The sequence below is a fragment of the Paenibacillus lacisediminis genome (genome assembly GCF_046567315.2).
The window spans coordinates 292,319-318,529 of the sequence record NZ_JBKIAX020000006.1 but is presented as its reverse complement, the minus strand read 5'-3'; the positions used below and the strand labels follow the sequence as shown (position 1 = coordinate 318,529).

The window sequence follows — 26,211 nt, the reverse complement described above, 5'->3', positions numbered from 1 at the left end:
AGAAGCCTATGCCGTATAAACGTAAGTATTGGGACGGGGTTCTTATCGCTGTCCTGGCCATTGCAGCCTGTATCATGCTGCTGCCTTACGCCTGGATGGTGCTGTCTTCGCTAAAAAGCAATATGGAGATCGTCTCGGGCTCCGGCGGGTTGTTCCCCCGGCAGCCCAGCCTGGAGGGATACCGGACGGTTTTTCGCGACGCGCCGTTTGTCACCTGGCTGTTCAACAGCTTGGCAACCTCCGTCATCATTACGGTCATGACCTTGTTCACCAGTTCCCTGGCCGGATATATTTTTGCCAAACATCGATTTAAGGGAAAAAGACTGCTGTTCGTCCTGATCCTGGCGACGATGATGATTCCGTTCCAGGTCATTATGATCCCGACTTATCTCATTACGGCCGAGCTGGGACTCGTCAACCAGCTGATGGCGATCATTTTGCCCAATCTGGTCAGCTCCTACGGGGTGTTCCTGGCCAAGCAATTTATCGAGGAGATCCCGCAGGAACTGCTGGAGGCGGCCAGAATGGACGGCGCCGGCGAGTTCAGGCTGATGCTCCGTATCGTTTCGCCGCTGATCCTGCCGATGCTGTCGGCTTTGGGCATTTTCACGTTCATGAACTCCTGGAACAACTACCTGTGGCCGCTGATTGTATTAAATGATGAGAGCAAGATGACCGTTCCGCTCGCGTTGGTTTATTTTAACGGAACGCATATGGTCAATTACAACGTCGTCATGTCCGCGGCGGTTCTGATTACATTACCGGTTATTATTGTGTTCCTGATCTTCCAGAAGCAATTCATAAAAGGCCTGACGATGACAGGCATGAAATAAGGAGCGAGGAGAAGAGCTATGACGAAAATTTCTATTATCGGTGCAGGCAGTGCGTTTACCCGGGATATCGCCATGGATATCTTGTTGATCGAAGGTTTGGAGGGCGGCACGATCGCCCTGGTTGATATCGACGAGCGGCGGCTGGAGCTGGCGCGCAGGCTGGTGCGCAAAATCGTGGAAATGACGGGGAAACGGTGGGAGGTGATCGCCTCCACGGACCGCAGGGAAGTCATCGGCGGCTCGCAATTTGTGATTAACCAGATTGAGGTCGGCGGCCTGGAGACGGTTCGCTACGAATATGAAATTCCGCTGAAATACGGGGTTAATCAATGCATTGGCGATACATTGGGACCAGGGGGGCTGTTTAAAACACTGCGCACGCTTCCCAGCTGGATCGAGATCGTCCGGGATGTCGAAGAGCTGTGTCCGGACGGGATGATTTTGAACTATACCAATCCGATGTCCGCGGTAACGTTGCTGACTTCCCGCATCACGGACCTGCCGGTGGTCGGCCTCTGCCACTCCATCCAGAACACGTCCGCGCAGCTGGCGGAATATGCCGGGGTTCCTTACGAAGAAATGCATTGGAGAGCCGGCGGCATCAACCACATGTCCTGGTTCGTGGAGCTGGCCCACGACGGGAAGGACCTGTACCCCGTTCTGCTGGAAAAAATCAAAGACCCCGAACTGCTGCGGCAGGACCCGGTGCGCTTTGACGCGATGAAATATTTGGGCGCCTTCGTCTCGGAATCGAGCGGCCATTTCTCGGAGTATATTCCGTACTACCGGAAACGGCAAGCGCTCATCGATTTGCACTGCAATGCCGGCTATAACGGAGCCACGGGTTTCTATGCCGACAATTGGCCAATTTGGCGCAAGGAGAACGATGAGCAGATCGCCCAGCAACTTGAGGGTACGTTGCCGCTCGAAATGCAATCGAGCAATGAATATGCGGCCGTGATTATCGAAGCCGTATTGAAAAACGAGCCAAAGATCATTTACGGCAACGTCCCGAACCGGGGGCTGATCGAAAATCTCCCGGCGGACGGCGTGGTTGAGGTAGCCTGCCTGGTGGACCGCAGGGGCGTGCAGCCTACCCGTTTCGGGAGACTGCCGGAGCATCTGGCCGCATTGTGCCGCTCGAACATGGCCTTTTTTGACCTGGCGGTGGAAGCCGTGCTGCGAAAAGACAAGGAAATGGCCCGCCATGCGCTGATGGTGGACCCGTTGTCCGCGGCCGTTTGCTCCCTGGACGAAATCGGCAGCATGTTCGAAGAGTTGTATGAGGCGGAACAAGGCTTTGTTCCGGTGTTGAAATGATGCGATCGCAAGGGACTCAGGAGACAAGGCCCGTTGTTGTTGTCGCCGGCGAACTGAACGTGGACATCATTGTGTCCGGCGAGGATGTCATGCCGGTATGGAACCGGGAGAAGATGGTCGACGGGTTCGAGGTCGTGCTTGGTTCCTCCTCGGCGATCACGGCCTGCGCGCTGGCCAGCCTGGGGGCGGACGTGAGGTTTGTCAGCGTGGTGGGGGACGACGACTTCGGCGCCTTCTGCACGGGCGAACTGCAGCGGATGGGTGTTAACACTGAGCATGTAACCCGGCTGCCGGGCGTGAAGACGGGCGTGACGCTTTCCTTCTCCACGCCCGCCGACCGCGGGCTGCTAACCTACGCCGGCAGCATCCCGCTGCTGACCCCGGAGTATATCCCGGACACGCTGCTGCGGCAGGCCCGCCATCTGCATTTCGGGTCTTATTATTTGCAAGACGGCATGAGACCGCATTGGCTGGAGCTTTTTGCACGGCTGCGCGCGGACGGGATCAGCACGTCCTTTGATACGGGGTGGGATGTGGCCAACCAGTGGGATCGCGACGGCATCGGCGCGCTGCTGGCGGAAACGGATCTGTTCATTCCGAGTGAGGATGAACTGCTGCATATTTTCCCGGCCGGCCGGGTCATCCGTGTCCTTGAGTCCGGGCTCCCTCCCGTGGCGGGGCTGGTGGCGGTCAAGCAAGGCTCCAGAGGCGCTTCGCTGCGCCAGCCTGACGGAAGCGTGGTCTCGGCCGGGCCTTACGTGGTGCCCCCGGTGGATACGACGGGAGCGGGCGATTGCTTTAATGCGGGGATCATTTACGGCTATCTGCTCGGCCGCCGCGGTGAGGAGCTGCTGCGATTCGCCAACGCGTGCGGGGCGCTGTCGACGCTTGGCATTGGCGGCACCGGGAGCCTGCCGACGGTGGAGGCCGTCCTCAGTTTGCAAACAGGACAGGTTCAGTAAAGTTGTGGTATAATGGCTATACCAAACAAAGGGAGATGAGGAATAATAATGAAATTGGGGAAAATATTACTGGCGAGTTTGGGTGTGGTTTTAGGTCTTGGTTTGGTTGCCGGAAATGTGCAGCCCCCGGCTGCCTCCGCGGCCGGAACCGAATATTATGTGGCGACGAGCGGCAGCGATTCCAACGCGGGAACAAGCAACGCACCGTGGAAGACGCTGCAGCACGCGGCTGACGTGGCCCCTGCGGGCAGCACGGTTTACGTCCGCGGCGGGGTGTATAATCAGAAGCTGAAGATCACCCGCTCCGGCTCCGCTTCCCAGGGTCCCATTGTGTTCACCAACTATGGCAACGAGACCCCCATCATTGACGGCGCTGGACTTTCGGTCAACGGAAGCGAAGGGCTGATCGAGCTGGAGGATGTCGATTACGTTACCGTTCAGGGTTTTGAAGTCCGCGGGTTTACCACGGCTTCCAAGAATGCGGTGCCTGTAGGCATTTATGTCCATGGCGCGGGCGGATTCATTAATCTGTCCAACAACAAAGTCCATGACATCAAAAACACGGCTACCCCGAGCGGCAGCGATCGGCTGGGCCGGGACGCCCACGGCATCGCCGTTTATGGCACGAAAGCTCCCGATTCGATCCACGACCTGACGATCAGCGGCAATGAGCTGTACAATCTTGTGCTGGGCTCCAGCGAAGCGCTCGTTTTAAACGGCAATGTCGATGGCTTTGCGGTGACCGGCAACCTCGTTCACGATAATGACAACATCGGGATCGATCTGATCGGCTTTGAGGGAACCGCCCCGAAGACCGCTTACGATCAGGCGCGAAACGGGCTCGTGAAAGGCAACCGGGTGTACAACAATTCCGTCAAAAATAACCCGTCTTACGGGAAAGACGACAATTCGGCCGGCGGCATTTATGTGGATGGCGGCAAGGACAGCATTATCGAGCAGAACTACAGCTACAGCAACGACATCGGCCTGGAAATCGCCTCCGAACATGCCGGCAAATCCACCAGCAATATTACAGTGCGCAGCAACGTGATCTATAACAACCGTCTGACTGGTATCGCTATGGGCGGTTATGATGACGAGCGCGGCTCTACGGTAAACTGCAAGATCGTCAACAATACGGTGTACAAAAACGATACTTTGAACGGCTATAACGGCCAGCTTCTCGTGCAATACGATACCCAAAACAACGTGATCAAAAACAATATTTTCGTGGCCAACTCCACGGATGTTTTGATCTACAATGAATACACCAAAAACTCCGGCAACGTGGTGGATTACAACTTGTATTTTGCTCCGGGCGGCAGCTCGGATGCCACCTGGACCTGGAAAAATAAAGAATATACGGGATTCTCCTCGTACCAAAAGGGAACCGGCAACGATGCGCATTCGCTGTTTGCCGATCCTAAATTCATAAATGCCGCGAACGGCGACTTCCACTTGCAGTCTTCGTCTCCGGCAATCGATGCTGGGAACACGGACACCGCCATCATCGGAACCGAGGATATTGACGGGGAGCCCCGCGTAAAAGGCAACGCCGTGAATATCGGCGCCGACGAGTAAATGTTATTTTAGCACAATTCTATTGGATTCCTCAAAAGCCCTCTTACCCAAGAGGGCTTTTGTTTATTTATATTATATTTATAAAAATTCGGGCAAGGTAGAGGGCGGTGCGCAGGTAGAGAGGGGGGAAAGAGGAGGAACGTGGGGGGCTAAGGGACACCAGAGCCGTTATTTGAGGAAAAACGGAGGATTGCAAAGTGTAACGGACACAGATGACGTTATTTACCCCAAATCGGCCTGGATGAACGGGTTTAGAGCAAAATAGGTTCATGTGTGTCCGTTAGGCTGGGAAATACCCGGGAAATGGGGAGATAAGGTCGCTGGTGTCCGTTAGAGCAGCGTCGAAAGTTTAGGAAGAGCCACCAATCGCTCCAAAGTAGAAGCCAGAGCTACTAATGGACGCCGTCAGGCGTTTTTCTTATGTTAATCCATGTACCTACAATTCAAAAAAAGTTATCTGCTGCTATGAGACAGATGTCCCGCTATAAACTATAAGTTTCTACTTCAAAGGGATTATTTTTTTGAGACTTCCATTGTTTGGGATATGCATTGTAAGTATAATATCAAGAGCCATGGAGGTAAATATTACCTCCCCTCTGTGAAATAAAACCTAGTTTCCGGGATGGAAAGTAAACGATGAGCATGAAAGTGGATACGGGGAAATTAGAAGAACTCTCCGCGAAGCTGAAAACTTTAGGCAATCAAGTAGAGAACAGCGAGCGCAGGGTTTATCAAGATTTATCCAGGTTAGTGCAAGATGTTCGAAGCGAATATGATGAACGTTCAGTTCAACGGGCATTGGATGAAGTGGACAACAGGCTGCGGAATATTATGAATTTGGCGAGATCTGTGACCGATGAACTTTACGAAAAAGCGGGGGGACTGAAACAGGCGGCACAGGCCTACCTGGACAGTGAGGAAGCGGCCAATAGAGCCGCACAGCAGAAATTTATCCCGCCTTCTTCTTACTACTCGAAGGATGGAATTATCGCCGGTGAAGGCGCAGCAGCCTACTTAAAGGATCCCTTGTTCGAAGATCCGGTGGTGCAAAAGCTGCACGCGCAAACCCTTAGCGGCACAGAAGAGGATAAGGAAGAAGCCAAGGGGCAACTGGACAAGATTTTTAAAGCCAGATACGACATTGCCCGGGCCCAAGTAGCCTATTCTGTATATCAAGCATTTAATAACAAACCTTTGATGGATGGGGCGCATAAAGAAGCGGAAAGGCTTAGAAAAGTGCTGAAGGACCTGAGAATCAGTGAAGACTTTTACGCAGGAAACGTAAACTTAAGTGGATTTTATAAAGAATCTCCCATTACGGCTTGCTCTTACGATCCTTCGTTTCAGATCACGAAAGACGATAAGTTTGTTCCGGTTCTGATGCCGCAGGATAACCAGTATACATATTTGTTAGGCTTGGCCATGAAGGAGGGGCCCGAAGGTGCCTGGGCCAAGATTCAACTGAACGAAATACATAAACTGCTCGCCGAAATCGGCCGGGCCCAAGCAGCTTGGCATGAATATACAGCGAAAAACATGCAAAACGAAATGAACAGCGCGCATGCGTACGCGGAGAAACTCAGATCGGCATTGAAGGAAAAGTATTCCCTGTCTTCGGAAATGGTGGATGATGCCGATTATAAGACGCTGTGGACGGGAATAGGGTTTGCCGGGAAGGCCTTTTCGGGCATAAATCAGGAAAATGGACAGGAGCAAGTGGTAAATACACGGTTCGACTTCACCATTTACCAGAGAACGGTAAAAGCCAATACGAATCCTGGCGGAGCATACAAGCGTAATCATGATTTACTTCTATCCGGGGATCTAGCAAGTAAGTTGTCTGACTCAACAAGAACATTTTTGCTAAAATGGTGGGCAACTCATAAAGCCGTTTATGAGAGGATCGGCCGGGAATTAGACATTCCTCCGGAGTTGGTGTTTGCTATACATTATAGAGAATGCCAAAAATATTTCTCCAAAGGAATGGCTTTTGAATACTCCATGCAGGACGGTAAAAACAAAATTTCAATTGGAACGTCTTTTGAGGATGATTCTATTCAGGTGTTAAAAAATCAGCTCAAGAAAATGAATTTTGGAGTCAAGTTAACATACGATTCAAAAGATTTATCGGCCATGCTCGTTTTTGCGGAGTTATTCAATGGTTTCGGGTATTATTTAAAGGGGCAAAATTCAACTTATATTTTTAATCAAACTACAGTAAGCGTAAAAGGGAAGTATACTTCCGATAGTAATCACAATAGCGAGGCTAAGGATGTCCAACCCGGGATCGCCGCAATTTTACTGGGGGTATTTGGACAGGGGGGAATTCAACAGCAGCCAACGAGCTCAGCCAAGACTTCTCCAACCAGTCAGTCTCAATTTCCCGTAACTCCAAAGAAGGTTGATTTAGGCTCTTACAAATCCGTGGCGAGTGTTGAAATATCATCCAATTGGACAGCGATTCCGAACCTGGGATCCATGCCGATTTTTTCGCAAGACAGGTATTTAGATGGAACAAAGCCAAGTTGGTATAACGAGAAATTAGGGAACAGTACAAAAACCAACATCTATGAGGCAGGATGTACATTAACTGCTGTAGCTATGGCTGAGTCATGGAAAAGGGGCAAGGTTATAAATCCTTCGCAGTTGAACAAAGAGTTGAAGACGAAAGGCGTGTTTGTGGGTGCAAGTTTAAAAATGGAGAGCATCCCCAATATTCAGTTTGACCGTCATATGGGAAGTGAAGCTTTGTTTGATTCAATAACCAGTTCGGACAAAAGTGTCGAAATTTTATACAATTATGCGAAGACCTCGATCGATCAGGGAAATCCCGTTCTGATCGATATTACAAAATCGCAGTATCAAACGGATGCACGCTCTGGGCATTGGATTTTGGCTGTAGGTTACGATGAGAAAAGTAAAGATATGCTGGTGATCAATCCCTCTGGAGGAGAAGTTACCTCTCTTAAGAAGATGTTTAAGCAAGGCTCGGCCAAAGGAGCAAAATATAAGGGATGGGTGGTAGCGGACTATAATGAGCTTTATAGTAAAAGGTAACCGAAAAGAAGTGCTTAGATCGGTATGGATCATCCTCGTTATTCTATTATTGGCGGGTTGTTCGAATAACCCGACGAATAATCAGCCTCTAACCGATAGTAAACAGCCATCCACTGAGCAATCGGTGACGGTTAATAAACAGCAACCGGAACAGCAAGAGGAAAACGATTTGCCCAGTAAAGCCATAGCCTGCTTTAGAGCGCTGGATACAGAAGTCGCTAACGAGCCTGTCCCGTATTTTCCCTACATCTCCCTAGAGGGAAGCAATCTGGATACTTGGGGAAATACCGTGGTTGCTCCGTACGAGTTTACAATGTATCGTTACTGGACCAATGAGCGGTTAAATTCCGCAGGGTTTAAGGGAACGGTGGCTTTGGGAACGAATCCGGTTTGGACTTCGGACACCTTGGATTTGGCCGCCATTATCCCTGTTTTTTCGGATGAAAGCAGAAGGCTTTTTTACAAAGACTCGGGATACATTGACGATCCCGTAGATTTAACCATCTTGGATGAAGGCAACTATTATTCCAACCGGGAATCCTTTCTTGCGAAATTAGCCCCTGAACCAGAAGATGGAGGAGGCGGCCCGGCAGCGTCGAAAGAGCTGAGCAGCTCATGTCAGCCGTTGCTGGACATGGATTCAGAGCGTCTGTATCCCGATGCGATCAAGAGCGGGGATGAGGCGGATACGGAGTGGACTGAGGATACGTATCCATTCCGAAATGTGATAAGCCTTTTTAGCGGTTACCATGATGAATACTTGAAATTGTACGACACTTACGTACTAGCTTATGATACGGACCATTCCGGTTTGATGAACATTGCCGTGCACCTTTACAGTAAGAACCTTCAGGTCGTTCGAGTGTGGATGAAAACCAATGAACAAGAAATTGAACTAAAAAAATCAACATATCTAAATACCGAGGAAATGAATGCCGAAAACTGGACTTTATATGATGCCGAAGTTTCCGCCGATTGGTTTAGCCAGAATACTGCCGCTGCCCAAGTATTTGTAGAACTGAAAGGCGGAGAGATTAAAGAGCTGCATAATATGTGAGAGTCATATCCAAAGCACAGGAAACCTTCTTGAACGGTGTTTCGAGGAAAGGCTCCCTGTGCTTTTCGGGTTTTGAAAGACAAAATAGCGGAATTTTATGTGCTTATAATCCGGAGCCGGGCAGGTTCATCCCCATTAGCGACATTTTTTGTTCTTATTTTACCCAGGAATGGCCCCAAGCTCAGGAATTATCAAACAATTAAGGGAGATAACTACATAAAATGCCTCTATTTCTCTCAAATGGACGGATATCGCATAAATAACGCCGTTTTTTGTCCTTATTTCGACTGGAGGCCTGGATGAAGGATAAAGAAGGAAGATGTTCCATTACCAGCCCCCCTTCGGTTTACTTTGTACAAATTTTTTGTAATTTTTCACGTTTGGGATCTTTTTGTGATGGGCGATCAGCTCTTTATCGCTGATGATCCACGTATGGTTGGAGGAATTTTTGCGGCGAATCGCGACAAAGTTGGTTTTTTCTCCGGAATAAACTTTGTATCCTTTCTGTTTGCAACGCAGGCAAAAAAGGTCATCTTCCCCCACGCTTTGATTGGGGAACTGAACGCGGCTTAATACTTTCCGCTTGAAAACAAGGGTAGCGCCCGGAATTTCGGTGACGGGCCGGTTTTCATCCTGCGGAAAACGAAGGATCAGCGTCTTCGATCCGCGTAAATACATATAATGCGCCCGCTTTCCAATGACGTGAGCGCCGGTTCTTCGGAAGTCCCGCAAACTGGCGGTCAAATAATAAGGAGCATAGTAGTCGTCATCATCGAACTTGGCAATGTAGCGGTGCTTCGTTTTCTTGACGGCGTAGTTTAAACAAGCGCCAAGCGAGAAACTCCCAGGCAAGCGGTAGACGTAAACGTTTCGATATCGTCTTGCCATGTTTAAATAAGGTTCAAGCGGAATTTTATCGTTATTTACGACGATGATCAGCTCTTTTTTGGGATGGAGCTGCCTGGCAAAGTTGTTGAACAGATTTTTGATATAGCTTCGTCGGTTCGTGCAGGTGATAATGGAAATTCCCTGCGGGTAGATCGATTTTTTATGGACGATTCCCATTTCATCACTCCCCCTTATCCGTAATTTCATTCACCAAGTCCGTATCTCACTCTTACAATATGTACGAGGTATATAACGGTAACGGCATATCCACATTGTGGGGGACAACGGTCCGAATGCCCCTGGGAACGATGAATGGCGTGGGCCTGAAATTGTGTATAATAAATCAAACCATCGTTTAGAGCAGGGAGACACTTATGACGACGAAAATAACCGTTTCTACCGCAGGGTGGAACTTTGATAACAGCTATGCCCAATTGCCGGACATCTTTTATTCGCGGATCGACCTGAATCCCGTCCGTCTGCCGAAGCTGGCCGTTTTGAACGAGGCGCTGGCCGGGGAGCTGGGGTTAAACGCCGAGACGCTGCGCAGCGAAGAAAATGTCGCGGTGTTTGCCGGAAATCGGGTGCCGGAAGGAACCTTCCCGCTGGCGCAGGCTTATGCCGGACATCAATTCGGACACTTCACGATGCTTGGGGACGGCCGGGCTTTACTCGTCGGTGAGCAGATCGCGCCTTCCGGGGGGCGCTGGGATGTCCAGCTCAAAGGCTCCGGCCGGACGCCTTATTCCCGGGGCGGGGACGGCCGGGCCGCGCTGGGGCCGATGCTGCGCGAATACATCATCAGCGAAGCGATGCACGCCCTGGGGATTCCCACCACCCGCTGCCTGGCGGTGGTGACAACCGGGGAGCCCGTCTACCGCGAAACGGAGCTGCCGGGCGCGATTATGACCCGGATTGCCGCCAGCCATCTCCGGGTCGGCACGTTCCAATACGCCGCAAATTTCGGCAATGGGGAAGAGCTCCGTGCTCTGGCGGACTATGCGATAAAACGTCATTACCCGGAAGCGTCCGAAGCACAGAACCCCTATCTGGCGCTGCTTCAAGCGGTGATCGGACGCCAGGCTTCCCTGATTGCCGGCTGGCAGCTGATCGGCTTTATTCACGGCGTCATGAATACCGATAACATGGCCGTCAGCGGGGAAACGATCGATTACGGCCCCTGCGCGTTCATGGATGTGTACGACCCGGCGACGGTGTTCAGCTCCATCGATACGGGCGGCCGGTACGCTTACGGCAACCAGCCTTACATCGGGCTCTGGAATTTGACGAGGTTGGCGGAAAGCCTGCTGCCGCTTCTGAGCGACAACGAGGACGAGGCCGTGAAGCTGGCGGAGGGGGAGCTGTCTCGGTATACCGGCCTGTTCCAATCCCGCTGGCTTGCAGGAATGCGTGCTAAGCTGGGGCTGTTCGGTGAAGAAGCGCAAGAAGCCCAAGAAGCGCAGGACGAAGCCTTGATCAAAGATTTGCTCGGACTGATGCATGAGCATCGGGCCGACTACACCAATACCTTTCTGGCGCTTACCTTTGACCGGCAGAATGATTCGGCTTTGTTCGGGGCGCCGGAATTTGCACAGTGGCGGGAACGGTGGGGGGAGCGGCTTGGCAAGCAGCCGGAGTCCAAGGAGGCCTCCCATGAGCTGATGCGGCGCAGCAACCCCGCGCTCATTCCCCGGAACCACCGGGTGGAGGAAGCGTTGGAGGCTGCGGTGGAACGGGAAGACTACAGCGTGATGGAACGGTTTCTGGGGGCGCTCGCGAACCCTTTTGCACACGCTCCGGAACAGGCCGAATACGCCGCGCCGCCCGCCCCGGCGGCTTGCCCGTACCGGACCTTCTGCGGAACGTAATGAAACCCGATGAAAAAAAGGGATCGGATCAGCTCGATCAGCTCCGGTCCCTTTTTCGCGCCAATTGAAATTATTTTTCTCCCATAAAAACGCCAAACGAAAGATGCTCTTGGAAATCCATCAAAAAAGCATGATTTGACGCAAAGAAACCAAGCGCGTTCGGGTCCTGCAGCGTTTCCAGATCAAAAAACTGGTACTGATCGAAGATGTATTCCCCGTCCGAGTCCGCAGGAATCAGGGGCGCAGCTCCGGGTTTCCACGGGTTAACGTTGCGGAATCCGGCCGCACGCATCAGCTCCATCCAGGCCTGCAGTTCGGGGAGCTGGGGATTGCCGTATAGCTTAAACATTTCCGGGTACAGCTCGGGATGAGGTTTTGTTTGATAAAGCTCCCGGTCCCATAACTGTCCTCCGGTTCGAAGTACGCGGTAATACTCCCGAAATGCTTCCACGGGATCCGTGAAAATCGTCACCGACTCCGCAAACACGACATCGAAGCTGTCCGATTCAAACGGAATGGAGCAAACATCCCCCTGAATGACATCAATGTCAATCCCCTGCATCTCTGCCCGTTTTTTGGCTTTGTCCACCATGGTGGAGCTCCGGTCCATAGCCGTAACCTTTGCCCCTTTTTGGGCCAGCAAACAGGCCGTTCTCCCGGTGCCGCACCCAACCTCCAATACGCGCAACCCCAGGGGAATGTCGACCTCGTCAAGAAAAGCAAGTGTCCCTTGAAACCCTCCCGGATGAGCCGCTCCTTCACCCATCGCCGCGATCATCTCATGATAATTCATGTCATCAGCCCTTTCTAGGGTAGCATATGCCCCAGGCCATCAATAATGGTGGGCATCCGCTGATTAGTTACCCGTATATAGACGAATGACCCAATCCCCAAGAGTTGGCAAAGCATAGGATGAACCGAAAGCACCGAGAAGGGAGGCAGAAATGCATGCAGCAGATCTACCCTATTAACGAAGCTGGTTGCAGACCCTATATTGGAAGAACAGTCTGTGCGGTCCTCAATGACGGAAACTGTTATGTTGGAACGATAAGCGCCGTTAGCCCGGACGGCATTCAATTTGACGGGGTTGTACCCGGAGGAGCTTCGGTTCTTTCCAAGCGGTCCCCAAAAGCCAAAAGGCAAATTTCCAATTTAAAATCCAGGGCAAAAACAAAGGCTTTCGGGCCCTTTGGCGGTTTTGGAGGCGGCTTTAGAGGCTTTGGCGGCTTTGGAGGTTTTTGGCTGCCCTGGGCCCTCCTCTCGCTCTTGTTCCTGTGGCCGTTCTTCTTTATCTAGTGCCTGAGTGGTTTACTCTTTAAAGGAGGTGAATGTTACATGGGTTTAGCTAATGCTGGATTCGGTGGATCCTGCGCAGGGTTTGGATTTGGGACTTCCGTGGGTGTGATTCTCGTTCTGTTTATCCTCCTGGTAATCGTCCTCCGCACTTGGATCTAATCCCATAAAGATCAAAGAGCCAATTTCGTTATTTCGAAATCGGCTCTTTTTCCTTTTGAACTGAAACTCGTTTTTTTCGCCCCCGTGCGTCAGACGGCATCGCGGCGATGTTTCGCGTACACATGCGCCGCCGCGTCCTCATCAAACACACTTCCCAGCAGCTCGGAGCTGCCCGCATTGTCCAACAGCGATTCGATGTCCTTTAACTCATTATAGTCTCCAGAAACGGAAAGTCCCTGGTTTTGCTTCTTGTGGCTTGTAAATCCGCTCGGCAGGTTGTTGCCGATATTGATGCAGGAGGCACCTTCGACGGTTCCCACCCGGATGTGGCCAATGACGAAATTGGGGGCAAGCACCAATTCCATACTTACACCTTCTTCCCGGGAACTTGCTGGCCAATCAGCACCGAGTGAAGCCCCTGAATGCGGTTGCCCCGGCCTTGCGAGGCCGCTGCCGCCTGATTGTCCACCGCTGATGAACTCCACCCCGACTGCCGGTTTTCTCCGGCAAAAACGCCCGAAGAACGTTGAATCCGGTCCACCTGTATCTCTCCGATAATATGCAGCTTCATCACAAACCTCCTTATTTCCTGAATGAAAACCCTTTGGGCGTCTGTTGAAACCCGGAACCGGGACGTTGCGGCGGATTTGCTCCCTTAGCATCCGTTCCTTGGGGCTGGCCTATGCTTTTGACCTCATCCGGCTGCTTCTCGTCCGTCTTTTTCGGTTGGGGAACCCCGGTCCCGAAATTGTTCCCCAAATTCAAGGAACCGCTGAGTTCGTCGATATCCAGGCTATCCAATTTAAATGTTAGCTGATCCAGCGCCGGATGATGGATGTGGACCTGATCGATCCGGATATGATATTCGGTCTTCGCAGGGGGCATTTCCTTCAGTTGGGCCTCCATCTTCTCCAGGCGCGCCAGCAGGTCTTCCGGGGGATGCGGTTTGCCCGTGCGCTTGCGTCCGAAGAGGAAACCCATTTACGTTTGCTCCTCCTTCTTAGGCAAAATAGGGACGTCTTGTTCGGGAGTGTCCGGCTTGCATCGAAATGTAGCGGTAAGCAGACCGTATTCGAACACGGCCTCCGCGCTGTCCGGCTCGACCTCGACCGGCAGGGAAACCATCCGGTTGAAACTGCCGAGGGAACGTTCCGATCGTAATAACTGATCTTCATGGACGGGGTAATCGTGCGGAATGACGCCGGTAACCTTCAGGGTTTTTCCGTTCGTCGATATTTTGATCCGGTCGGGTGAGGCGGCGCCGGGAAGCTCAATGACGGCGACCAACTGACCGTCTTGACGATACATATCCATCCGGGGGAACAGCGGCGGAATCAAGCCGGACATATCCTCCCAGAAAGTCTCACCGACCGTTTCGTGCATATGTGCGCGTAAATTGCGCAGCATCCGCTTTGAAGGGTCTACCTCCATGGCCACTCCCCCTTTTTTGGGCAAAAACTTTCAATAATGAAGCCTATTAAAAGCTTATTATTCCCAAGGCCACTTTATGAGTTGAGGCTGGGTGGAGATGGCGCGGGGCCGAGCCCAGAGCTCATCCCGGGAATCGGGACATTTTATGGCTGCATAGGATGAATAAAGGAGTGATTTAGAGTGGCCGTTTCCATTGTCTTCAATGCGATCAACGTGGCGGGCCAGAAAACCAACAGCACGATATCCGTCGGTGAGGTTTTGCAAAACACATGGTCGGCTCACGCCAAGCTAAATATCGGACAGGGGATTCAGTTCGGCATAAACAATACGATTTTATTCGTCAGCACGATCGTGGATCCTGAAGTAGTGGATGCGCCGATTGTCGACAATGATATTGTGGGACCCACTGGCCAAGGTCAAGCCCTATAAGAGTAGTTTGAACATACAATTAAGTCTGAAAGAACGGAGGGATTTCTCTGAAAATAACACCGCTGGGAACGGTGATTTCATTGGATAAATTGTCGGTGAACTCCATAGAATCCAATTCCGGTGTATTTATAGGCACGGTCATTCATGCGGACGGCTGGAGCTCCCACAGCAAGACGAATGCCGGATTCGGCAACTTGTCCGGCGCGGAGCTTTCCCACTGCGTTGGCATCGTCATCGACAATGACGTGATCGATACGATGATCGACGATGCCGATCAGTTTTTGATTCAGCATGCGGGCCGTCCGGCCGAAGGGATTCATGCCGGGACGGGCATCTCCCTGGCGGACATTAACGTCAACGGAATGGCCACGAATGCCGCCTTGGCGGTAGGGGAAGTCGAGCAGACGGGCTGGAGCTCGCACAGCAAAAGGAATGCGGGGGTAGGCGGTTCCAAAGGAATCAACATCGCCCGTCACGGCAAATCGTATGTATTTGACGGCGATGTTGTCGACGCCCCTATCAAGCACAATAACGGAGGTTCATATGGCCAAGGAAGATGAAACTCGAACATGTGTACGTTGTCTCTATGAAGCCAATGGCAAGGATAAATATTGCAAAAGATGCGGGGCGCCCCTGATCAACCGCTGCTCGGACGAGGGGGGGCGGATTGATAAAGGCTGCTCTCACGTGAACGATTCGGACGCGGCCTTCTGCGCGAGGTGCGGCTGCCAGACCACGTTCCGGAAGCAAGGATTAATTTAACGGAAAGGAGATGAGCAGCGTGAACAATCCTTTTTTTGATGACAAATTCCCTTTTCTAAATCAACAGAGATTTTCCGCCTTCATAAACGATCTCGTTCAAAAAGCGGTGTCCGGCCAAAACGCCCTGAACGATTCCAACCTGGTACCCCCCGACCCCCAGTCCGTATCCCAGTATGTGAATGAGATCTTAAGGAAGACGCTGCCGGACTCGATGAGTTCATTCGCAGGGATGGGCCCAACGATGGGCAAGGAGGCTTCGGTATCGGGGTGGATCCCGGGAAAAATCCAATTTGAGAATTTCGAAACCCATCAGTCGGTGATTACCCGTTTTCGCGTGCCTGCGGGCGTGAATCCGCAGGACATCGGGGTTATGGTCGGTGCGGGCGACGTAAGGATTCGGCTGCCGGACGGCGGGGAGGAGCGGAATCCGCTGCCGAGGCGGGTCAGGGTAGAGGACAGCAAGGCCGTATATAAGGACGGCGTTTTTGAGATCAGAATGCCAAAGGAAGCGGAAGACGAACATTACCGGGAAATTTCCGTAAAGTTTAGTTGAGTCCATTTTCGTCGGCCTGTGTTAATGTATAATAAAACCTGAAACCTATACTTGGAAAATCACAGCTGATGGAAATGGGGAGAGATGCTAAGATGTTAAAACCGTCGGAGGACCAGGAATTTTACGAATTGGCCAGTCCCACGCTGCTGCCGAAGGCCTCGGGATTTTTATGGAACGAAAGCATGATGATTCACGTGAATTGCCGCGGATACACAGTGTCCCAGTTTATGCAGCCGGAGCCCGCGAAATATTCGCATGCGCCCAACCTGGAAGCAAAGACGTTCATGCAGCCGGAGCAGCCTTACTACGCGCATCACCCCGGCCGTTTCGTATACGTGAAGGACGAGGAGACTGGGGAAATTTTCTCCGCGCCTTATGAGCCGGTTCGTGTGCCGGCCGATCAATACACCTTTGCGGTGGGCAAAACCCGCATCGTTTGGAACGTGGAATTTGGGGGCATCGCTCTTGAAATGAGCCTGACCCTTCCGAAGGAAGAACCGCTGGAGCTGTGGCGCATCCGGGTGAAAAACCTCTCGCCAGCCAAGCGCAAGCTAAGCATTTATCCCTATTTTACGGTTGGCTATATGTCGTGGATGAACCAGTCGGGGGAGTATAACGAGGCACTGCAGTCGATCGTCTGCTCCTCCGTGACCCCTTATCAGAAATATCAGGATTACGACAAAATCAAACATTTTCGCGATAAAACCTTTCTGATTCCCGACCGTCCGGCCGCTTCCTGGGAAGTGAACCAGGAAGCATTCGAAGGTGAAGGCGGTATCATGCGTCCGTCCGCGCTGGACCGGGAGGAACTGGCTCGGGGAGATGCGCGGTATGAAACGCCGGTGGCCGTGCTGCAGTACCGGATCGCTTTGGAGCCGGGACAGGAGGAGGCCTACCGGTTTATATTCGGCCCGGCCCGGGACGAAGAGCAGATCGCCGGAATTAAAACCGGGTATTTTGGCGGCACAAACGCCGGCGGCGATGACGGGTTCGTCTTGGCGGAGCGGGAGTATGACAGCTATATTCGGGAGGGTGAAGGCTGCATGGAGATCGCCACCCCGGACCCGCATCTGGACAACTTCGTGAATCACTGGCTTCCGCGGCAGATGTACTATCATGGACAAACCAACCGCCTGACGACGGATCCTCAAACGCGCAATTACTTGCAGGACAATATGGGGATGAGTTACATCAAGCCGCAAACGGCCAGAGAAGCTTTCCTGACGGCCTTAAGCCAGCAGGAGCCCAGCGGCGCCATGCCGGACGGCATCATCCTGCACCCCGAGGCCGAGCTGAAGTATATCAACCAGGTGCCGCATACGGATCACTGTGTTTGGCTGCCGATTTGCCTCAGCACGTACTTGGATGAAACGAACGATTACTCTCTATTGGAAGAACAGGTTCCATATGCAGGCGGGAAAGAAGCCAGTTCCGTTTTCGAACATGTGCACCGGGCGATGCAGTGGCTGATCCGGGATCGCGATGAACGCGGGTTAAATTACATCAACCAGGGCGACTGGTGCGATCCGATGAACATGGTCGGCTATCAAGGGAAAGGCGTGTCCGGCTGGCTGACCATCGCCACCGCTTACGCGTTTAACGTTTGGGCGGGCATTTGCGAGCGCAGCGGACAAGCCGGCGCGGCGGAAGAATACCGCCTGGCGGCTCAAGCGACAAATGAGGTCGTCAACGAATATTTATGGGACGGCGAGTGGTACGCGCGCGGCATTACGGACGCGGGCGTCGTGTTCGGCGTGAGCGCGGACCGGGAAGGGCGTATCTTCATCAACCCGCAGGGCTGGTCGCTGTTAAGCGGGGCGGCCGACGGGGAGAAGCGGGAGAAGCTGATGCAGGCCGTCCGGGAGCAGTTGGAAACGCCTTATGGCGTGGAAAAACTGGCACCCTCTTACACCGCGATGCGCGAGGATGTTGGCCGGGTCACCCAGAAGCACCCGGGATCGGCAGAAAACGGCGCGGTGTACAACCATGCGGCCGCCTTCTATATCTACGGGCTGTATTCCGTAGGGGAGAAGGACGATGCCTATCGGCTGCTGCGCAAAATGATCCCTGGGCCGGATCTGGACGATATCGTGCGGCGGGGCCAGCTCCCGGTGTTCGTTCCGAACTATTATCGTGGGGCCTACCGGCAATTTCCGCGCACGGCGGGACGCTCCAGCCATCTGTTCAACACCGGAACGGCGCCTTGGGTTTACCGCTGCCTGATCGACGGGCTGTTCGGGCTGCAGGGATGTCCCGAAGGCCTTCGCATCCGGCCGCAGCTTCCGTCCCATTGGAACGAAGCCAAGGTAACCCGGAATTTCCGCGGGGCCAAGATCCGCATCGAGATGACGCGCGAAGCCGGCGTCCGTGAAGCCGAGGTTTATGCCGATGGCGCGCCTATGGCAGACGGCATCCTGCGGGATGTGCGGCCGGGCGCCGAATATCGCGTGCTGGTTAAGCTTCCGGCCGTAAACTGACCGGCGGGCTTACATGAAATCGAAAAAATACCGGATGACGTGCAGAAACACCGGCGAGGTGTAGGTCAAGGTGTCGACGAGGCTCAAGTAGCTTTTCTTAAGCGCTTGGGCCTTGTCGTCGTCGCCGATCAGCAAATCCCGCTTCAAGACGGATATCGTCAGGCTCCCGAAGAAGCCGCTGACACCGATCAGCATGCCGGAAAAAAGCCCGAAACCCGCGCCGAGCGGCGTCAGGTAAGGGGAGATCAAGCACGCGACTCCAGTCGTGACGAGCAGTCCGCATGCAAAGCCCTCCCACGTCAAATACGGATTGGCGGTGGGGACGATCTTGTGCCGGCCGAAATAAAACGAGGCCGCATGTTGCATGATGTCGTTCAGCTGTGTCAGCAAGACGAGAAACAGCACCAGGCCGGCTCCATATTCCGGCGAGGCCGCCTGGAAATAAGCGAGATGGCTTAGACCGAACACCATCAGCATAAGCCCCCACTGCACCCGGCTGACGCTGCGCAGAAACCCGACCGTGCCCTTGTTGATCAAGCGCGGAAGCGGCAGAAACAGAAAGACGTAGACCGGAATAAAGACGATAAACATGCCGTACCAGCCGATGTAGATCCAATAGAACTGTACGGGAATCGCGAGGTAGGCCCACAGATACAGCCGGCGTTCGGCTTTGTTTGAGCGGATCATGGAGAAATATTCTTTGAGCGCAAAGAAGCATAAGACCATCAGGGCCAGCAGAGAAGCCGCCCGGTTAAACAAGGTGGCGAGGCATAAAATCAGCCACATGCCCCACCAGGTTCGAAGGCGCAGCCCCAAAGCGGCGTAGTCCCGCTCCGGGCGGGCGCGTCCGGTAAAGAGGTATGCCGCGTGGATCCCAAGTAAGGCAAAAAAGAGAATCATCAACGTGAATTGCAAACTGGTCATTTTTTATCACCAACTTGTAGCGTGGTAGAATCCTTGAATCCATGAAAGGGATACTATGTTATTATGAAGGAATAGTTCACACTTGATAAGGGGAATTTTCGGACATGGACGGGGAAAGATCGGTTTATATCCTGCTTACGAATACGGGAACGCTTTTTACGAGGGTGATTAAAGGGTACACGGGAGCACCTTATAACCATGCTTCGATTTCTTTCGACCGCGAGCTTTCGGAGCTGTACAGCTTCGGCAGGAAGAACCCGAACAACCCGCTGAACGGCGGGTTCGTGAAGGAGGACATCAAGACGGGTACGTTCAGCAAATATCCGAATACGACGTGCGTTCTTTACGAGCTTCGGGTGACCGGGCGCGAGGTGGAAAAAATGGAGCGGGTGCTGCAGTTGTTTATCCGCAAGCGGAAAAAATACCTGTACAACCTGCTGGGGGTGATCGGCATCGCCCTCAAAGAGCCGGTGGAGTTCAGCAACTCTTATTTCTGCTCACAGTTCGTCGCGGAGATCCTTGAACGTTCGGGCATCAAGCTGTGGAACAAGCTGCCCGCGCTCGTGACGCCGGACGATTTCCGGCAATGCGGCCGGCTGAAGCTGATTTACGAAGGAAAATTGAGCGAATACGAGCCTTAATCCTTCCCCATTTTTGAATGATCCGCTTTCGAACCGGAATAATAAAATCATCACGAGTTAGGGAGCGGAAAGATGGATATTCTTAAGCTTCTTGAGAAGTTCAAACAAATTTTTGCCAACTGTTCCGATATTGTGTTCCGTCCAGTTATGATCCATGGACAAAACCGGTTGCTTCTGATTTATGTCGATGGGCTGGTAAACGCCAATGCGCTGGAGCAGGTCGTGTTAAAATTAATGATGCCCGAAGGCGTACCGGGAGGAATAGAGAATGCCGAATCGCTGGGGGCCATAATAGAAGAACAGCTAGTCGCTATATCCCGGATAAGAGTAGTTCATCAGATTAGCGAGATCGTAGATGGCATTCTGAAGGCAAATATAGCCGTTCTAACGGATGGAGAGACCAAGGCTTGGCTCGCTGATCTGGAAGGAGCCGAAAAGCGGGCTATCGAAGAACCCAGCGCCGAACTGTCCGTTCGCGGACCGCGGGATGGATTTACGGAAACATTGCGAATCAACACCAGTCTTATACGCAAACGCATCCGCAGTGAAAAACTCAAAATGGAATCGCTCAACATTGGGGAATTTACCCGGACCGATATCGTCATAGCTTATATAGAAGGCGTTGTTTCGGATTCGGTTCTGAAAGAAGTCCGCCGCAGAATCCAGCGCATCGAAATTGACGGGGTACTGGAATCGGGGTACATCGAAGAATTTATTGAAGACGCCCCCTGGTCCCCGTTTCCGCAAATTCAAAATACGGAGCGCCCCGATATCGTAAGTGCCAGCCTGCTTGAAGGCAAAGTTGCCATTCTCGTCGACAATACTCCGTTTGTGCTGATCGTGCCGATGACATTCTGGTCCGGTTTGCAAGCGGTGGAGGATTATTACGAGCGATCCGTTTATACGACCTTCATTCGCCTCATTCGCTACTTCTTATTAAATATTTCTCTGTTGCTTCCGTCTCTGTTCGTTTCGCTTTCCACATTTCATCAGCAGCTTATTCCTACGAATTTGCTCATCAGCATCGCTGCCGCAAGGGAAGGCGTCCCGTTTCCCACGGTGATCGAGACCTTGTTGATGGAGCTTATGTTTGAGGGCCTTCGCGAAGCGGGCATTCGTTTGCCGAAGCCAATCGGTTCGGCCGTTAGCATCGTAGGAGCGCTTGTGATTGGACAAGCCGCCGTACAGGCCGGCATCGTGTCGGCCACGGTCGTAATTATCGTGGCCACGACGGGGATTTCTTCGTTTGTTATCCCGCGATACAATCTCGGGACGGCGTACCGGATGCTCCGTTTCCCCATTTTGATTTTGGCGGGAGTCCTGGGGTTGTACGGCGTCATAGCGGGCATTTTTATCATAGCCATCCACCTCCTCGGCCTTCGTTCGTTTGGTGTTCCCTATATGAGTCCAATGGCCCCGCAAATTTCCGGAAACCTGAAGGATGTCTTCATACGCACACCCAGATGGAGCATGCCCCGCCGTCCCCTGCTCAACTCCGGGCCGAACAAAAAGCGTGTGCCGGAAGGCCGGCGGCCAAGCCCGAGACGAGGGAGAGAGAACAGATGAACAGGAGACAAACGGGTTGTTTAAGGTTGATTGCCCTTCTGTCGTTGTTATTGATGACAGGGTGTTGGGACAGTTCGGAGGTTAATGACCTTGCCCTTGAGCTCGCATGGGGAATCGACGAAGCAAAGGACAAGGGGGTTCTGATTAGCGCACAGGTAATCATCCCGTCCCAGATCAGCAGTGTGCAAGGACAAGGTGGCGGAAGCGGAGGGGGGCAGGAAAAGCCCTATTTTGTCGTAACCGGTGGTGGAAGAGATACGCTGGATGCGGTGCAGCAAATGCAAACGAAGCTTTCCCGGCTGGTATTCCGCGGACACCGGCGGATCATCGTGATCGGAGAACCGCTGGCCAGAAAAGGCATCAAAGATGTATTGGATACGTATACCCGGGATCCGAACCTCAAGCTGCGAACCGATGTATTTATCGTCAAAGGGGGCACCGCCAGGGATTTTCTGAAAGTATCCTACCCTTTGGAGAAAATCCCCGGCCTCGGAGCTTTAAAAGAATATGACCAGATCGGAACGCCGCAGGAAATGGGATTTATCAACCTGATGATCTCCGCGGCCAGTGAAGGAAGCTGCCCGGCTTTACCGGTTGTTGCCGTTGGTTTCGATCCGGCCGATCAAGAAGGTGAGGAGCAGCAAGATCATTCCAATACGAAAGGGTTTCGTATCGCGGGAACCGGAATTTTTGACAAAGATCTGAAATTGCTCGGATTCTTGAATGTGCATGAGGGTAGAATACTGCGGTGGATTAACGGAGATTTACGAAAACTGGTGGTAACGGCAACCGTACCGCAGAAAAACGGCTATGTCAGTTTGGATATGAGCAAGATAGGCAGCAGGATTCAGCCCATGTTTCAAGGAGACGAGCTAAAATTCCAGGTCAACTTAACCGGACAAGGCATAATTCGCGAAAACAATACGAATCTGGATCTCACGCAACTCCATAATCTAGCCCGCGTACAAGACGCGTTAGAAAAACACGTTGAGGAGAGCACCCTTCAAACCATAACCAAGGTCCAAAAAGCATATGGGGTGGATGTCTTTGGATTTGGCGAAACCATACACAGAAAACATTTATCCCGTTGGCGATCTTTAAAAGACGACTGGAACAAGGAGTTTCGGGAAGCCGAGGTTTCTGTCCAAGCGAATCTGACGATCCGGCGGATAGGCGTAACGGGACCGTCGTTGCATTTGCAAGAAAACAACATTCAAAAATGAATAGATCATTATTTTCGCAACTTTTGCCGGATCCACGTCACGATAAGAAGCATCGCCGGCAAGACCAAAAACATAGGCACCCAGAAATAAGGAACCAGTATTTTATAATGCTGGAAATAAATATGCTCGGCGATATTTCTTGACATGGTTAGGCCCAGGAACAAGGCGATCGCGGCTGCCGGGATGACAAGCACGCGGTAATCCTTCATCTTTGTCAGCTGCTGGATGCCTCTCAGCGCCACTAGCATATTGATCACGTTTTTTATTAATGCCGTCATGAAAAAATACATGACTCCGAACATCTGCAGGTTTTCGATGAATTTTCCGATGCTGATCATGCTCAATAAGGTGTATAGCGGATAGAGAAAACGCGAGAACAGATCGCTATAAACCAAAATGGCCAAAAAATCAAAACAGGTGATCATAAGTCCGGCAAGTAAGGTGGCGAGGAAGGTGATTTTCGTAATCTTTTCACGGTTTTTCACATCCGGCCAGAACATGGCGAGCGCAATGGTTTCCCCAAAAGGTTGGGTGATCCCGTTAGGATAAACCACCTTCCAGACGGGTTCCCATCCCTTCTCCAAAACCGGCTGGATATAATCGAAATGCAGGACGCCCGAGCCGAAGAGCAGAACTGTCTCCGTAATGAACATGACGACGACGATGGGGAAGATCAATTCCCCCAGCCGCGCAATGATCTCAATGCCGCCATAGACGCAGTAAGCGATAATAATGGCAAATAACCCCGCAAATATCAGGGGCGGCGTTCCGGGCAAGATGGTGGTCGAAACCATGTCCCTGATGTCCGCAATAATTCGTCCCGTAAGATACAAGAACATGAGCGGGTACAAAAATGCGATGGGCGTCCCGATCCAGCGCCCCAATTGGGCCGGAAACCATTCAACCAGAGATAATCCCGGGTTCATGCGCATTAAGGCGGTATATACCCAAATCACGCAGAGCCCCAGTCCCAGTGACGTCAGATCGCTAATCCACGCATCTCGGCCGGCCAAGCCGCCAAACCCAAAAATGATGGTTGTACCTAATTGGAAAATAAAGGTAATTGTGAATAATTGGTACGTGGAAATTCTGTATGTCATATTTCCTCCTCCCCTCCCTAAGCATCCAAAACAAATATTGAAGCATGGTAGTTATTGTATCCATGGGTTTTTTGTGACAAACGTTGAGCGAAGGCTTGCAGGTGATTTTTGCTGGCAAAAATTTCGGGCATGGTAGAAGGAGATGTTTTTGCAGGTAGAGAGTGGAGGAGAAGAGGAATCAGGGGGCTAAGGGACACCAGAGCCGTTATTTTCGGAAAAACAGAGGTTTGCACAAAGTAACGGACACATAAGACCTTATTTACCTTAAATCGGGCTGGATGAACTGGTTTAGAGCGAAATAGAGTCGTTGGTGTCCGTTAGCCAGGGAAATACCCGGGAAATAAGCGGATAAGGTTGCTGGTGTCCGTTAGAGCAGCGTCCAAAGTTTAGGTAGTGCCTCCAATCGCTCCAAAGTAGAAGTCAGAGCCACTAAAGGACGCCAATAGACGGTTTTCTTATGTGAGGAATGGACGGCTTGACCCTAAGCCAAATGCAAAAGTGCAGTTGAAACGGGCTGAATTCGAGCTATGTGAGCGATGAGATGCAAATGCGAATGTGCATTTGAAAATGGAGGTTAGAAGCGATTTTGCTCAAAATGACGAAAATGGCCTGCACTTTTGCATTTCGCGGCCCATTTGGTACCGCCAACGTACGTAAACATCATGTGAAATAAAATCCCATACAGAATAATATTGGAAATTTCTATTCATAATACTCACGTTAGTCCAAGTGATGGAGGAGTTATTTATGGATAACGTGATGTTGGCCCGGTCCCTGTTTGGATCGTCGATGGCTTTTCATATTATTTTTGCCACCTTGGGGGTGGGGCTGCCCTTTATGATCGTAGTTGCGGAAATCGCTTATCAGGTCAAAAAAGACCGGGACTACGCCTTAATGGCGAAACGCTGGACGAAGTGCCAGGCCATTCTCCTGGGGGTGGGCATTCCATCAGGAACGATGGTTGGCGTCATGCTGTCGCTGCTGTGGCCCGGTTTCATGGAAATCGTCGGCCAGGTGATCGCGTTGCCTTTCCAAGTCGAAATTTGGGCGTTTATGCTGGAGGCCTTGTTCATGTCGATTTACGTGTATGCGGCTGACCGGCTGCCCCCGGTTCTCCGCATCGCCAGCGTGACTCTCGTGGCGCTGGGGGCCAGCGCTTCGGCTGCGCTGATCACCGACGCCCATGCCTGGATGAACACCCCGCAGGGCTTCCGGCTGGAGAACGGGCAAGTGGTCGATGCCGACCCCTGGGCGGCGGTATTTAATCCTAGCTGGCCTACGACGGCGACGCATGTGCTGTTCTCCGCTTATTTGCTGGGCGCTTTTGCCATCGTGTCCGTGGCCGCCGTCAAACTGCTCGCCCGCAAACGGCCGGAGCGGGAGCGGCAGTATCACCGCAAGGGCCTGATCCTCTCGCTGGCCATCGGCGGCCTGATGGCGCTATCGACCGCGCTCAACGGGCATGAAACCGCGCAGATGCTGCACCGCCACCAGCCCGAGAAGCTGGCTGCCGCGGAAGGCCTGTTTGAAACGCAAGCTTACGCGCCGCTGGCGATCGGCGGCTTCACCGACAAGGAAACCCGGACGATCCGGGGGGCAATCGAAGTTCCGTGGGCGCTCAGTTTTTTGGCCGGCAACCGCTTTGACACCGTGGTCAGGGGGCTAAACGATTTTCCCGAGGACGAGTGGCCGCCTCTGTTCGTGCATACGCTGTTTAACTTGATGGTGGGGATCGGTTCCCTGCTTATTGTGGTCTCGGCCGGCACGATCCTTTACCGGCTGGTCAAAAAGAAGGAGTACCCGCGCTGGCTGCTCAGGGGGCTGGTGCTGACCGGACCGCTCGCCCTGATCGGCATCGAGACCGGATGGGTCTTCAGCTGTACGGGACGCCAGCCCTGGACGATTTACCATATTCAGACGACGGCGTCCGCGGCCACCCAATCGGAGAATCTCGGCACTCTGTTCGTCACTTTTATCGGGCTGTACGTGTTTATGCTGGTCGTTACGTCTATAGTGCTGCGGTATTATTTCAAGCGCCATCCGGTGACTCCGGAAATGCTGGAAGCAAGGTAAGAAGAAGGGGG

The 26,211-nt window shown here is 52.4% G+C and carries 24 protein-coding genes; 16 read left to right on the top strand and 8 right to left on the bottom strand.

Going from position 1 to position 26,211, the window contains the following annotated elements; all coding sequences use genetic code 11:
• Positions 1-8: 8 nt before the first annotated feature.
• The 6 genes from ACLD72_RS14415 to ACLD72_RS14390 all read left to right on the top strand — a co-directional run bounded on the left by ACLD72_RS14415 (position 9) and on the right by ACLD72_RS14390 (position 8,810).
• A complete protein-coding gene (locus tag ACLD72_RS14415; RefSeq protein ID WP_251596071.1) occupies positions 9-833 on the top strand; it encodes a carbohydrate ABC transporter permease in 825 nt (274 codons plus the stop codon).
• Between the two features lie 18 nt (positions 834-851).
• Positions 852-2,153, top strand: coding sequence for an alpha-galactosidase (melA, locus tag ACLD72_RS14410; protein ID WP_410995429.1), 1,302 nt, complete (start codon positions 852-854; stop codon positions 2,151-2,153).
• Complete coding sequence (locus ACLD72_RS14405) at positions 2,150-3,115, top strand: carbohydrate kinase family protein (protein WP_410995431.1); 966 nt, start codon at positions 2,150-2,152, stop codon at positions 3,113-3,115. The genes melA and ACLD72_RS14405 overlap by 4 nt, the downstream gene beginning before the upstream one ends.
• A 45-nt stretch (positions 3,116-3,160) precedes the next feature.
• Positions 3,161-4,696: a right-handed parallel beta-helix repeat-containing protein gene (locus ACLD72_RS14400; RefSeq protein WP_410995674.1), complete on the top strand. Its 1,536-nt coding sequence runs from the start codon at positions 3,161-3,163 to the stop codon at positions 4,694-4,696.
• Positions 4,697-5,332: 636 nt separating this feature from the next.
• Positions 5,333-7,753 carry a C39 family peptidase gene (locus ACLD72_RS14395; protein ID WP_410995433.1) on the top strand — a complete coding sequence of 807 codons (2,421 nt, stop codon included), beginning with the start codon at positions 5,333-5,335 and terminating at the stop codon, positions 7,751-7,753.
• A complete protein-coding gene (locus tag ACLD72_RS14390; RefSeq protein WP_410995434.1) occupies positions 7,731-8,810 on the top strand; it encodes a hypothetical protein in 1,080 nt (359 codons plus the stop codon). The genes ACLD72_RS14395 and ACLD72_RS14390 overlap by 23 nt, the downstream gene beginning before the upstream one ends.
• 327 nt (positions 8,811-9,137) lie before the next feature.
• Here ACLD72_RS14390 and ACLD72_RS14385 read toward each other — a convergent pair whose 3' ends face one another.
• The gene (locus tag ACLD72_RS14385) at positions 9,138-9,875 is read right to left on the bottom strand and encodes a glycosyltransferase (RefSeq protein ID WP_410995436.1); all 738 of its coding nucleotides are present in this window, start codon (positions 9,873-9,875) and stop codon (positions 9,138-9,140) included.
• A 197-nt stretch (positions 9,876-10,072) separates the two neighbouring features.
• Between ACLD72_RS14385 and ACLD72_RS14380 the strand changes: the two genes are divergently transcribed.
• Positions 10,073-11,566, top strand: coding sequence for a protein adenylyltransferase SelO (locus tag ACLD72_RS14380; RefSeq protein WP_410995437.1), 1,494 nt, complete (start codon positions 10,073-10,075; stop codon positions 11,564-11,566).
• A 70-nt stretch (positions 11,567-11,636) separates the two neighbouring features.
• Here the strand turns inward: ACLD72_RS14380 and ACLD72_RS14375 are convergent, their stop codons facing one another.
• Positions 11,637-12,359, bottom strand: coding sequence for a class I SAM-dependent methyltransferase (locus tag ACLD72_RS14375; protein WP_410995438.1), 723 nt, complete (start codon positions 12,357-12,359; stop codon positions 11,637-11,639).
• A 155-nt stretch (positions 12,360-12,514) separates the two neighbouring features.
• Between ACLD72_RS14375 and ACLD72_RS14370 the strand changes: the two genes are divergently transcribed.
• Positions 12,515-12,862: a hypothetical protein gene (locus ACLD72_RS14370; RefSeq protein ID WP_410995439.1), complete on the top strand. Its 348-nt coding sequence runs from the start codon at positions 12,515-12,517 to the stop codon at positions 12,860-12,862.
• Between the two features lie 248 nt (positions 12,863-13,110).
• Here ACLD72_RS14370 and ACLD72_RS14365 read toward each other — a convergent pair whose 3' ends face one another.
• The 4 genes from ACLD72_RS14365 to ACLD72_RS14350 are packed head-to-tail and all read right to left on the bottom strand — an operon-like array spanning position 13,111 to position 14,452.
• Positions 13,111-13,386: a hypothetical protein gene (locus ACLD72_RS14365; RefSeq protein WP_251596084.1), complete on the bottom strand. Its 276-nt coding sequence runs from the start codon at positions 13,384-13,386 to the stop codon at positions 13,111-13,113.
• A gap of 2 nt (positions 13,387-13,388) precedes the next feature.
• Positions 13,389-13,592 (bottom strand): hypothetical protein, encoded by a 204-nt coding sequence (locus ACLD72_RS14360; protein ID WP_251596086.1) that lies wholly within the window; start codon positions 13,590-13,592, stop codon positions 13,389-13,391.
• Positions 13,593-13,603: 11 nt separating this feature from the next.
• Positions 13,604-14,002: a hypothetical protein gene (locus ACLD72_RS14355; RefSeq protein ID WP_410995440.1), complete on the bottom strand. Its 399-nt coding sequence runs from the start codon at positions 14,000-14,002 to the stop codon at positions 13,604-13,606.
• Entirely contained in the window at positions 14,003-14,452 is a 450-nt protein-coding gene (locus ACLD72_RS14350) for an Hsp20/alpha crystallin family protein (protein WP_410995441.1), read from the bottom strand.
• A 180-nt stretch (positions 14,453-14,632) separates the two neighbouring features.
• Between ACLD72_RS14350 and ACLD72_RS14345 the strand changes: the two genes are divergently transcribed.
• From ACLD72_RS14345 to ACLD72_RS14330, 4 genes are all read left to right on the top strand, one after another.
• Positions 14,633-14,881 carry a hypothetical protein gene (locus ACLD72_RS14345; protein WP_410995442.1) on the top strand — a complete coding sequence of 83 codons (249 nt, stop codon included), beginning with the start codon at positions 14,633-14,635 and terminating at the stop codon, positions 14,879-14,881.
• Between the two features lie 71 nt (positions 14,882-14,952).
• Complete coding sequence (locus tag ACLD72_RS14340; RefSeq protein WP_458475824.1) at positions 14,953-15,441, top strand: hypothetical protein; 489 nt, start codon at positions 14,953-14,955, stop codon at positions 15,439-15,441.
• Between the two features lie 221 nt (positions 15,442-15,662).
• On the top strand, positions 15,663-16,196 hold the full coding sequence (locus tag ACLD72_RS14335) for an Hsp20/alpha crystallin family protein (protein WP_410995444.1): 534 nt from the start codon (positions 15,663-15,665) through the stop codon (positions 16,194-16,196).
• Positions 16,197-16,288: 92 nt separating this feature from the next.
• Positions 16,289-18,673, top strand: coding sequence for a GH36-type glycosyl hydrolase domain-containing protein (locus ACLD72_RS14330; protein WP_410995445.1), 2,385 nt, complete (start codon positions 16,289-16,291; stop codon positions 18,671-18,673).
• 9 nt (positions 18,674-18,682) lie between these two features.
• Here the strand turns inward: ACLD72_RS14330 and ACLD72_RS14325 are convergent, their stop codons facing one another.
• The gene (locus tag ACLD72_RS14325; protein ID WP_410995447.1) at positions 18,683-19,597 is read right to left on the bottom strand and encodes a phosphatidate cytidylyltransferase; all 915 of its coding nucleotides are present in this window, start codon (positions 19,595-19,597) and stop codon (positions 18,683-18,685) included.
• A 104-nt stretch (positions 19,598-19,701) separates the two neighbouring features.
• Between ACLD72_RS14325 and ACLD72_RS14320 the strand changes: the two genes are divergently transcribed.
• From ACLD72_RS14320 to ACLD72_RS14310, 3 genes are all read left to right on the top strand, one after another.
• Entirely contained in the window at positions 19,702-20,238 is a 537-nt protein-coding gene (locus ACLD72_RS14320) for a hypothetical protein (RefSeq protein WP_410995448.1), read from the top strand.
• A 72-nt stretch (positions 20,239-20,310) separates the two neighbouring features.
• Positions 20,311-21,804: a spore germination protein gene (locus ACLD72_RS14315; protein WP_410995449.1), complete on the top strand. Its 1,494-nt coding sequence runs from the start codon at positions 20,311-20,313 to the stop codon at positions 21,802-21,804.
• Entirely contained in the window at positions 21,801-23,027 is a 1,227-nt protein-coding gene (locus ACLD72_RS14310; RefSeq protein ID WP_410995450.1) for a Ger(x)C family spore germination protein, read from the top strand. The genes ACLD72_RS14315 and ACLD72_RS14310 overlap by 4 nt, the downstream gene beginning before the upstream one ends.
• A gap of 8 nt (positions 23,028-23,035) precedes the next feature.
• Here the strand turns inward: ACLD72_RS14310 and ACLD72_RS14305 are convergent, their stop codons facing one another.
• On the bottom strand, positions 23,036-24,127 hold the full coding sequence (locus tag ACLD72_RS14305) for a GerAB/ArcD/ProY family transporter (RefSeq protein ID WP_410995451.1): 1,092 nt from the start codon (positions 24,125-24,127) through the stop codon (positions 23,036-23,038).
• A gap of 747 nt (positions 24,128-24,874) precedes the next feature.
• On the opposite strand from ACLD72_RS14305, the gene ACLD72_RS14300 reads away from it, so the two are divergent.
• Positions 24,875-26,200 carry a cytochrome ubiquinol oxidase subunit I gene (locus ACLD72_RS14300; RefSeq protein WP_410995452.1) on the top strand — a complete coding sequence of 442 codons (1,326 nt, stop codon included), beginning with the start codon at positions 24,875-24,877 and terminating at the stop codon, positions 26,198-26,200.
• The last annotated feature ends 11 nt before the right edge of the window (positions 26,201-26,211 follow it).

Bases quoted from the DNA above. Each gene is read 5' to 3' on its own strand.
- ACLD72_RS14415 (WP_251596071.1), top strand. From the start codon at position 9: ATGCCGTATAAACGTAAGTATTGGGACGGGGTTCTTATCGCTGTCCTG.
- melA (WP_410995429.1), top strand. From the start codon at position 852: ATGACGAAAATTTCTATTATCGGTGCAGGCAGTGCGTTTACCCGGGAT.
- ACLD72_RS14405 (WP_410995431.1), top strand. From the start codon at position 2,150: ATGATGCGATCGCAAGGGACTCAGGAGACAAGGCCCGTTGTTGTTGTC.
- ACLD72_RS14395 (WP_410995433.1), top strand. From the start codon at position 5,333: ATGAGCATGAAAGTGGATACGGGGAAATTAGAAGAACTCTCCGCGAAG.
- ACLD72_RS14390 (WP_410995434.1), top strand. From the start codon at position 7,731: ATGAGCTTTATAGTAAAAGGTAACCGAAAAGAAGTGCTTAGATCGGTA.
- ACLD72_RS14385 (WP_410995436.1), bottom strand. From the start codon at position 9,875: ATGGGAATCGTCCATAAAAAATCGATCTACCCGCAGGGAATTTCCATT.
- ACLD72_RS14380 (WP_410995437.1), top strand. From the start codon at position 10,073: ATGACGACGAAAATAACCGTTTCTACCGCAGGGTGGAACTTTGATAAC.
- ACLD72_RS14375 (WP_410995438.1), bottom strand. From the start codon at position 12,359: ATGAATTATCATGAGATGATCGCGGCGATGGGTGAAGGAGCGGCTCAT.
- ACLD72_RS14370 (WP_410995439.1), top strand. From the start codon at position 12,515: ATGCAGCAGATCTACCCTATTAACGAAGCTGGTTGCAGACCCTATATT.
- ACLD72_RS14365 (WP_251596084.1), bottom strand. From the start codon at position 13,386: ATGGAATTGGTGCTTGCCCCCAATTTCGTCATTGGCCACATCCGGGTG.
- ACLD72_RS14360 (WP_251596086.1), bottom strand. From the start codon at position 13,592: ATGAAGCTGCATATTATCGGAGAGATACAGGTGGACCGGATTCAACGT.
- ACLD72_RS14355 (WP_410995440.1), bottom strand. From the start codon at position 14,002: ATGGGTTTCCTCTTCGGACGCAAGCGCACGGGCAAACCGCATCCCCCG.
- ACLD72_RS14350 (WP_410995441.1), bottom strand. From the start codon at position 14,452: ATGGAGGTAGACCCTTCAAAGCGGATGCTGCGCAATTTACGCGCACAT.
- ACLD72_RS14330 (WP_410995445.1), top strand. From the start codon at position 16,289: ATGTTAAAACCGTCGGAGGACCAGGAATTTTACGAATTGGCCAGTCCC.
- ACLD72_RS14325 (WP_410995447.1), bottom strand. From the start codon at position 19,597: ATGACCAGTTTGCAATTCACGTTGATGATTCTCTTTTTTGCCTTACTT.
- ACLD72_RS14320 (WP_410995448.1), top strand. From the start codon at position 19,702: ATGGACGGGGAAAGATCGGTTTATATCCTGCTTACGAATACGGGAACG.
- ACLD72_RS14315 (WP_410995449.1), top strand. From the start codon at position 20,311: ATGGATATTCTTAAGCTTCTTGAGAAGTTCAAACAAATTTTTGCCAAC.
- ACLD72_RS14310 (WP_410995450.1), top strand. From the start codon at position 21,801: ATGAACAGGAGACAAACGGGTTGTTTAAGGTTGATTGCCCTTCTGTCG.
- ACLD72_RS14305 (WP_410995451.1), bottom strand. From the start codon at position 24,127: ATGACATACAGAATTTCCACGTACCAATTATTCACAATTACCTTTATT.
- ACLD72_RS14300 (WP_410995452.1), top strand. From the start codon at position 24,875: ATGGATAACGTGATGTTGGCCCGGTCCCTGTTTGGATCGTCGATGGCT.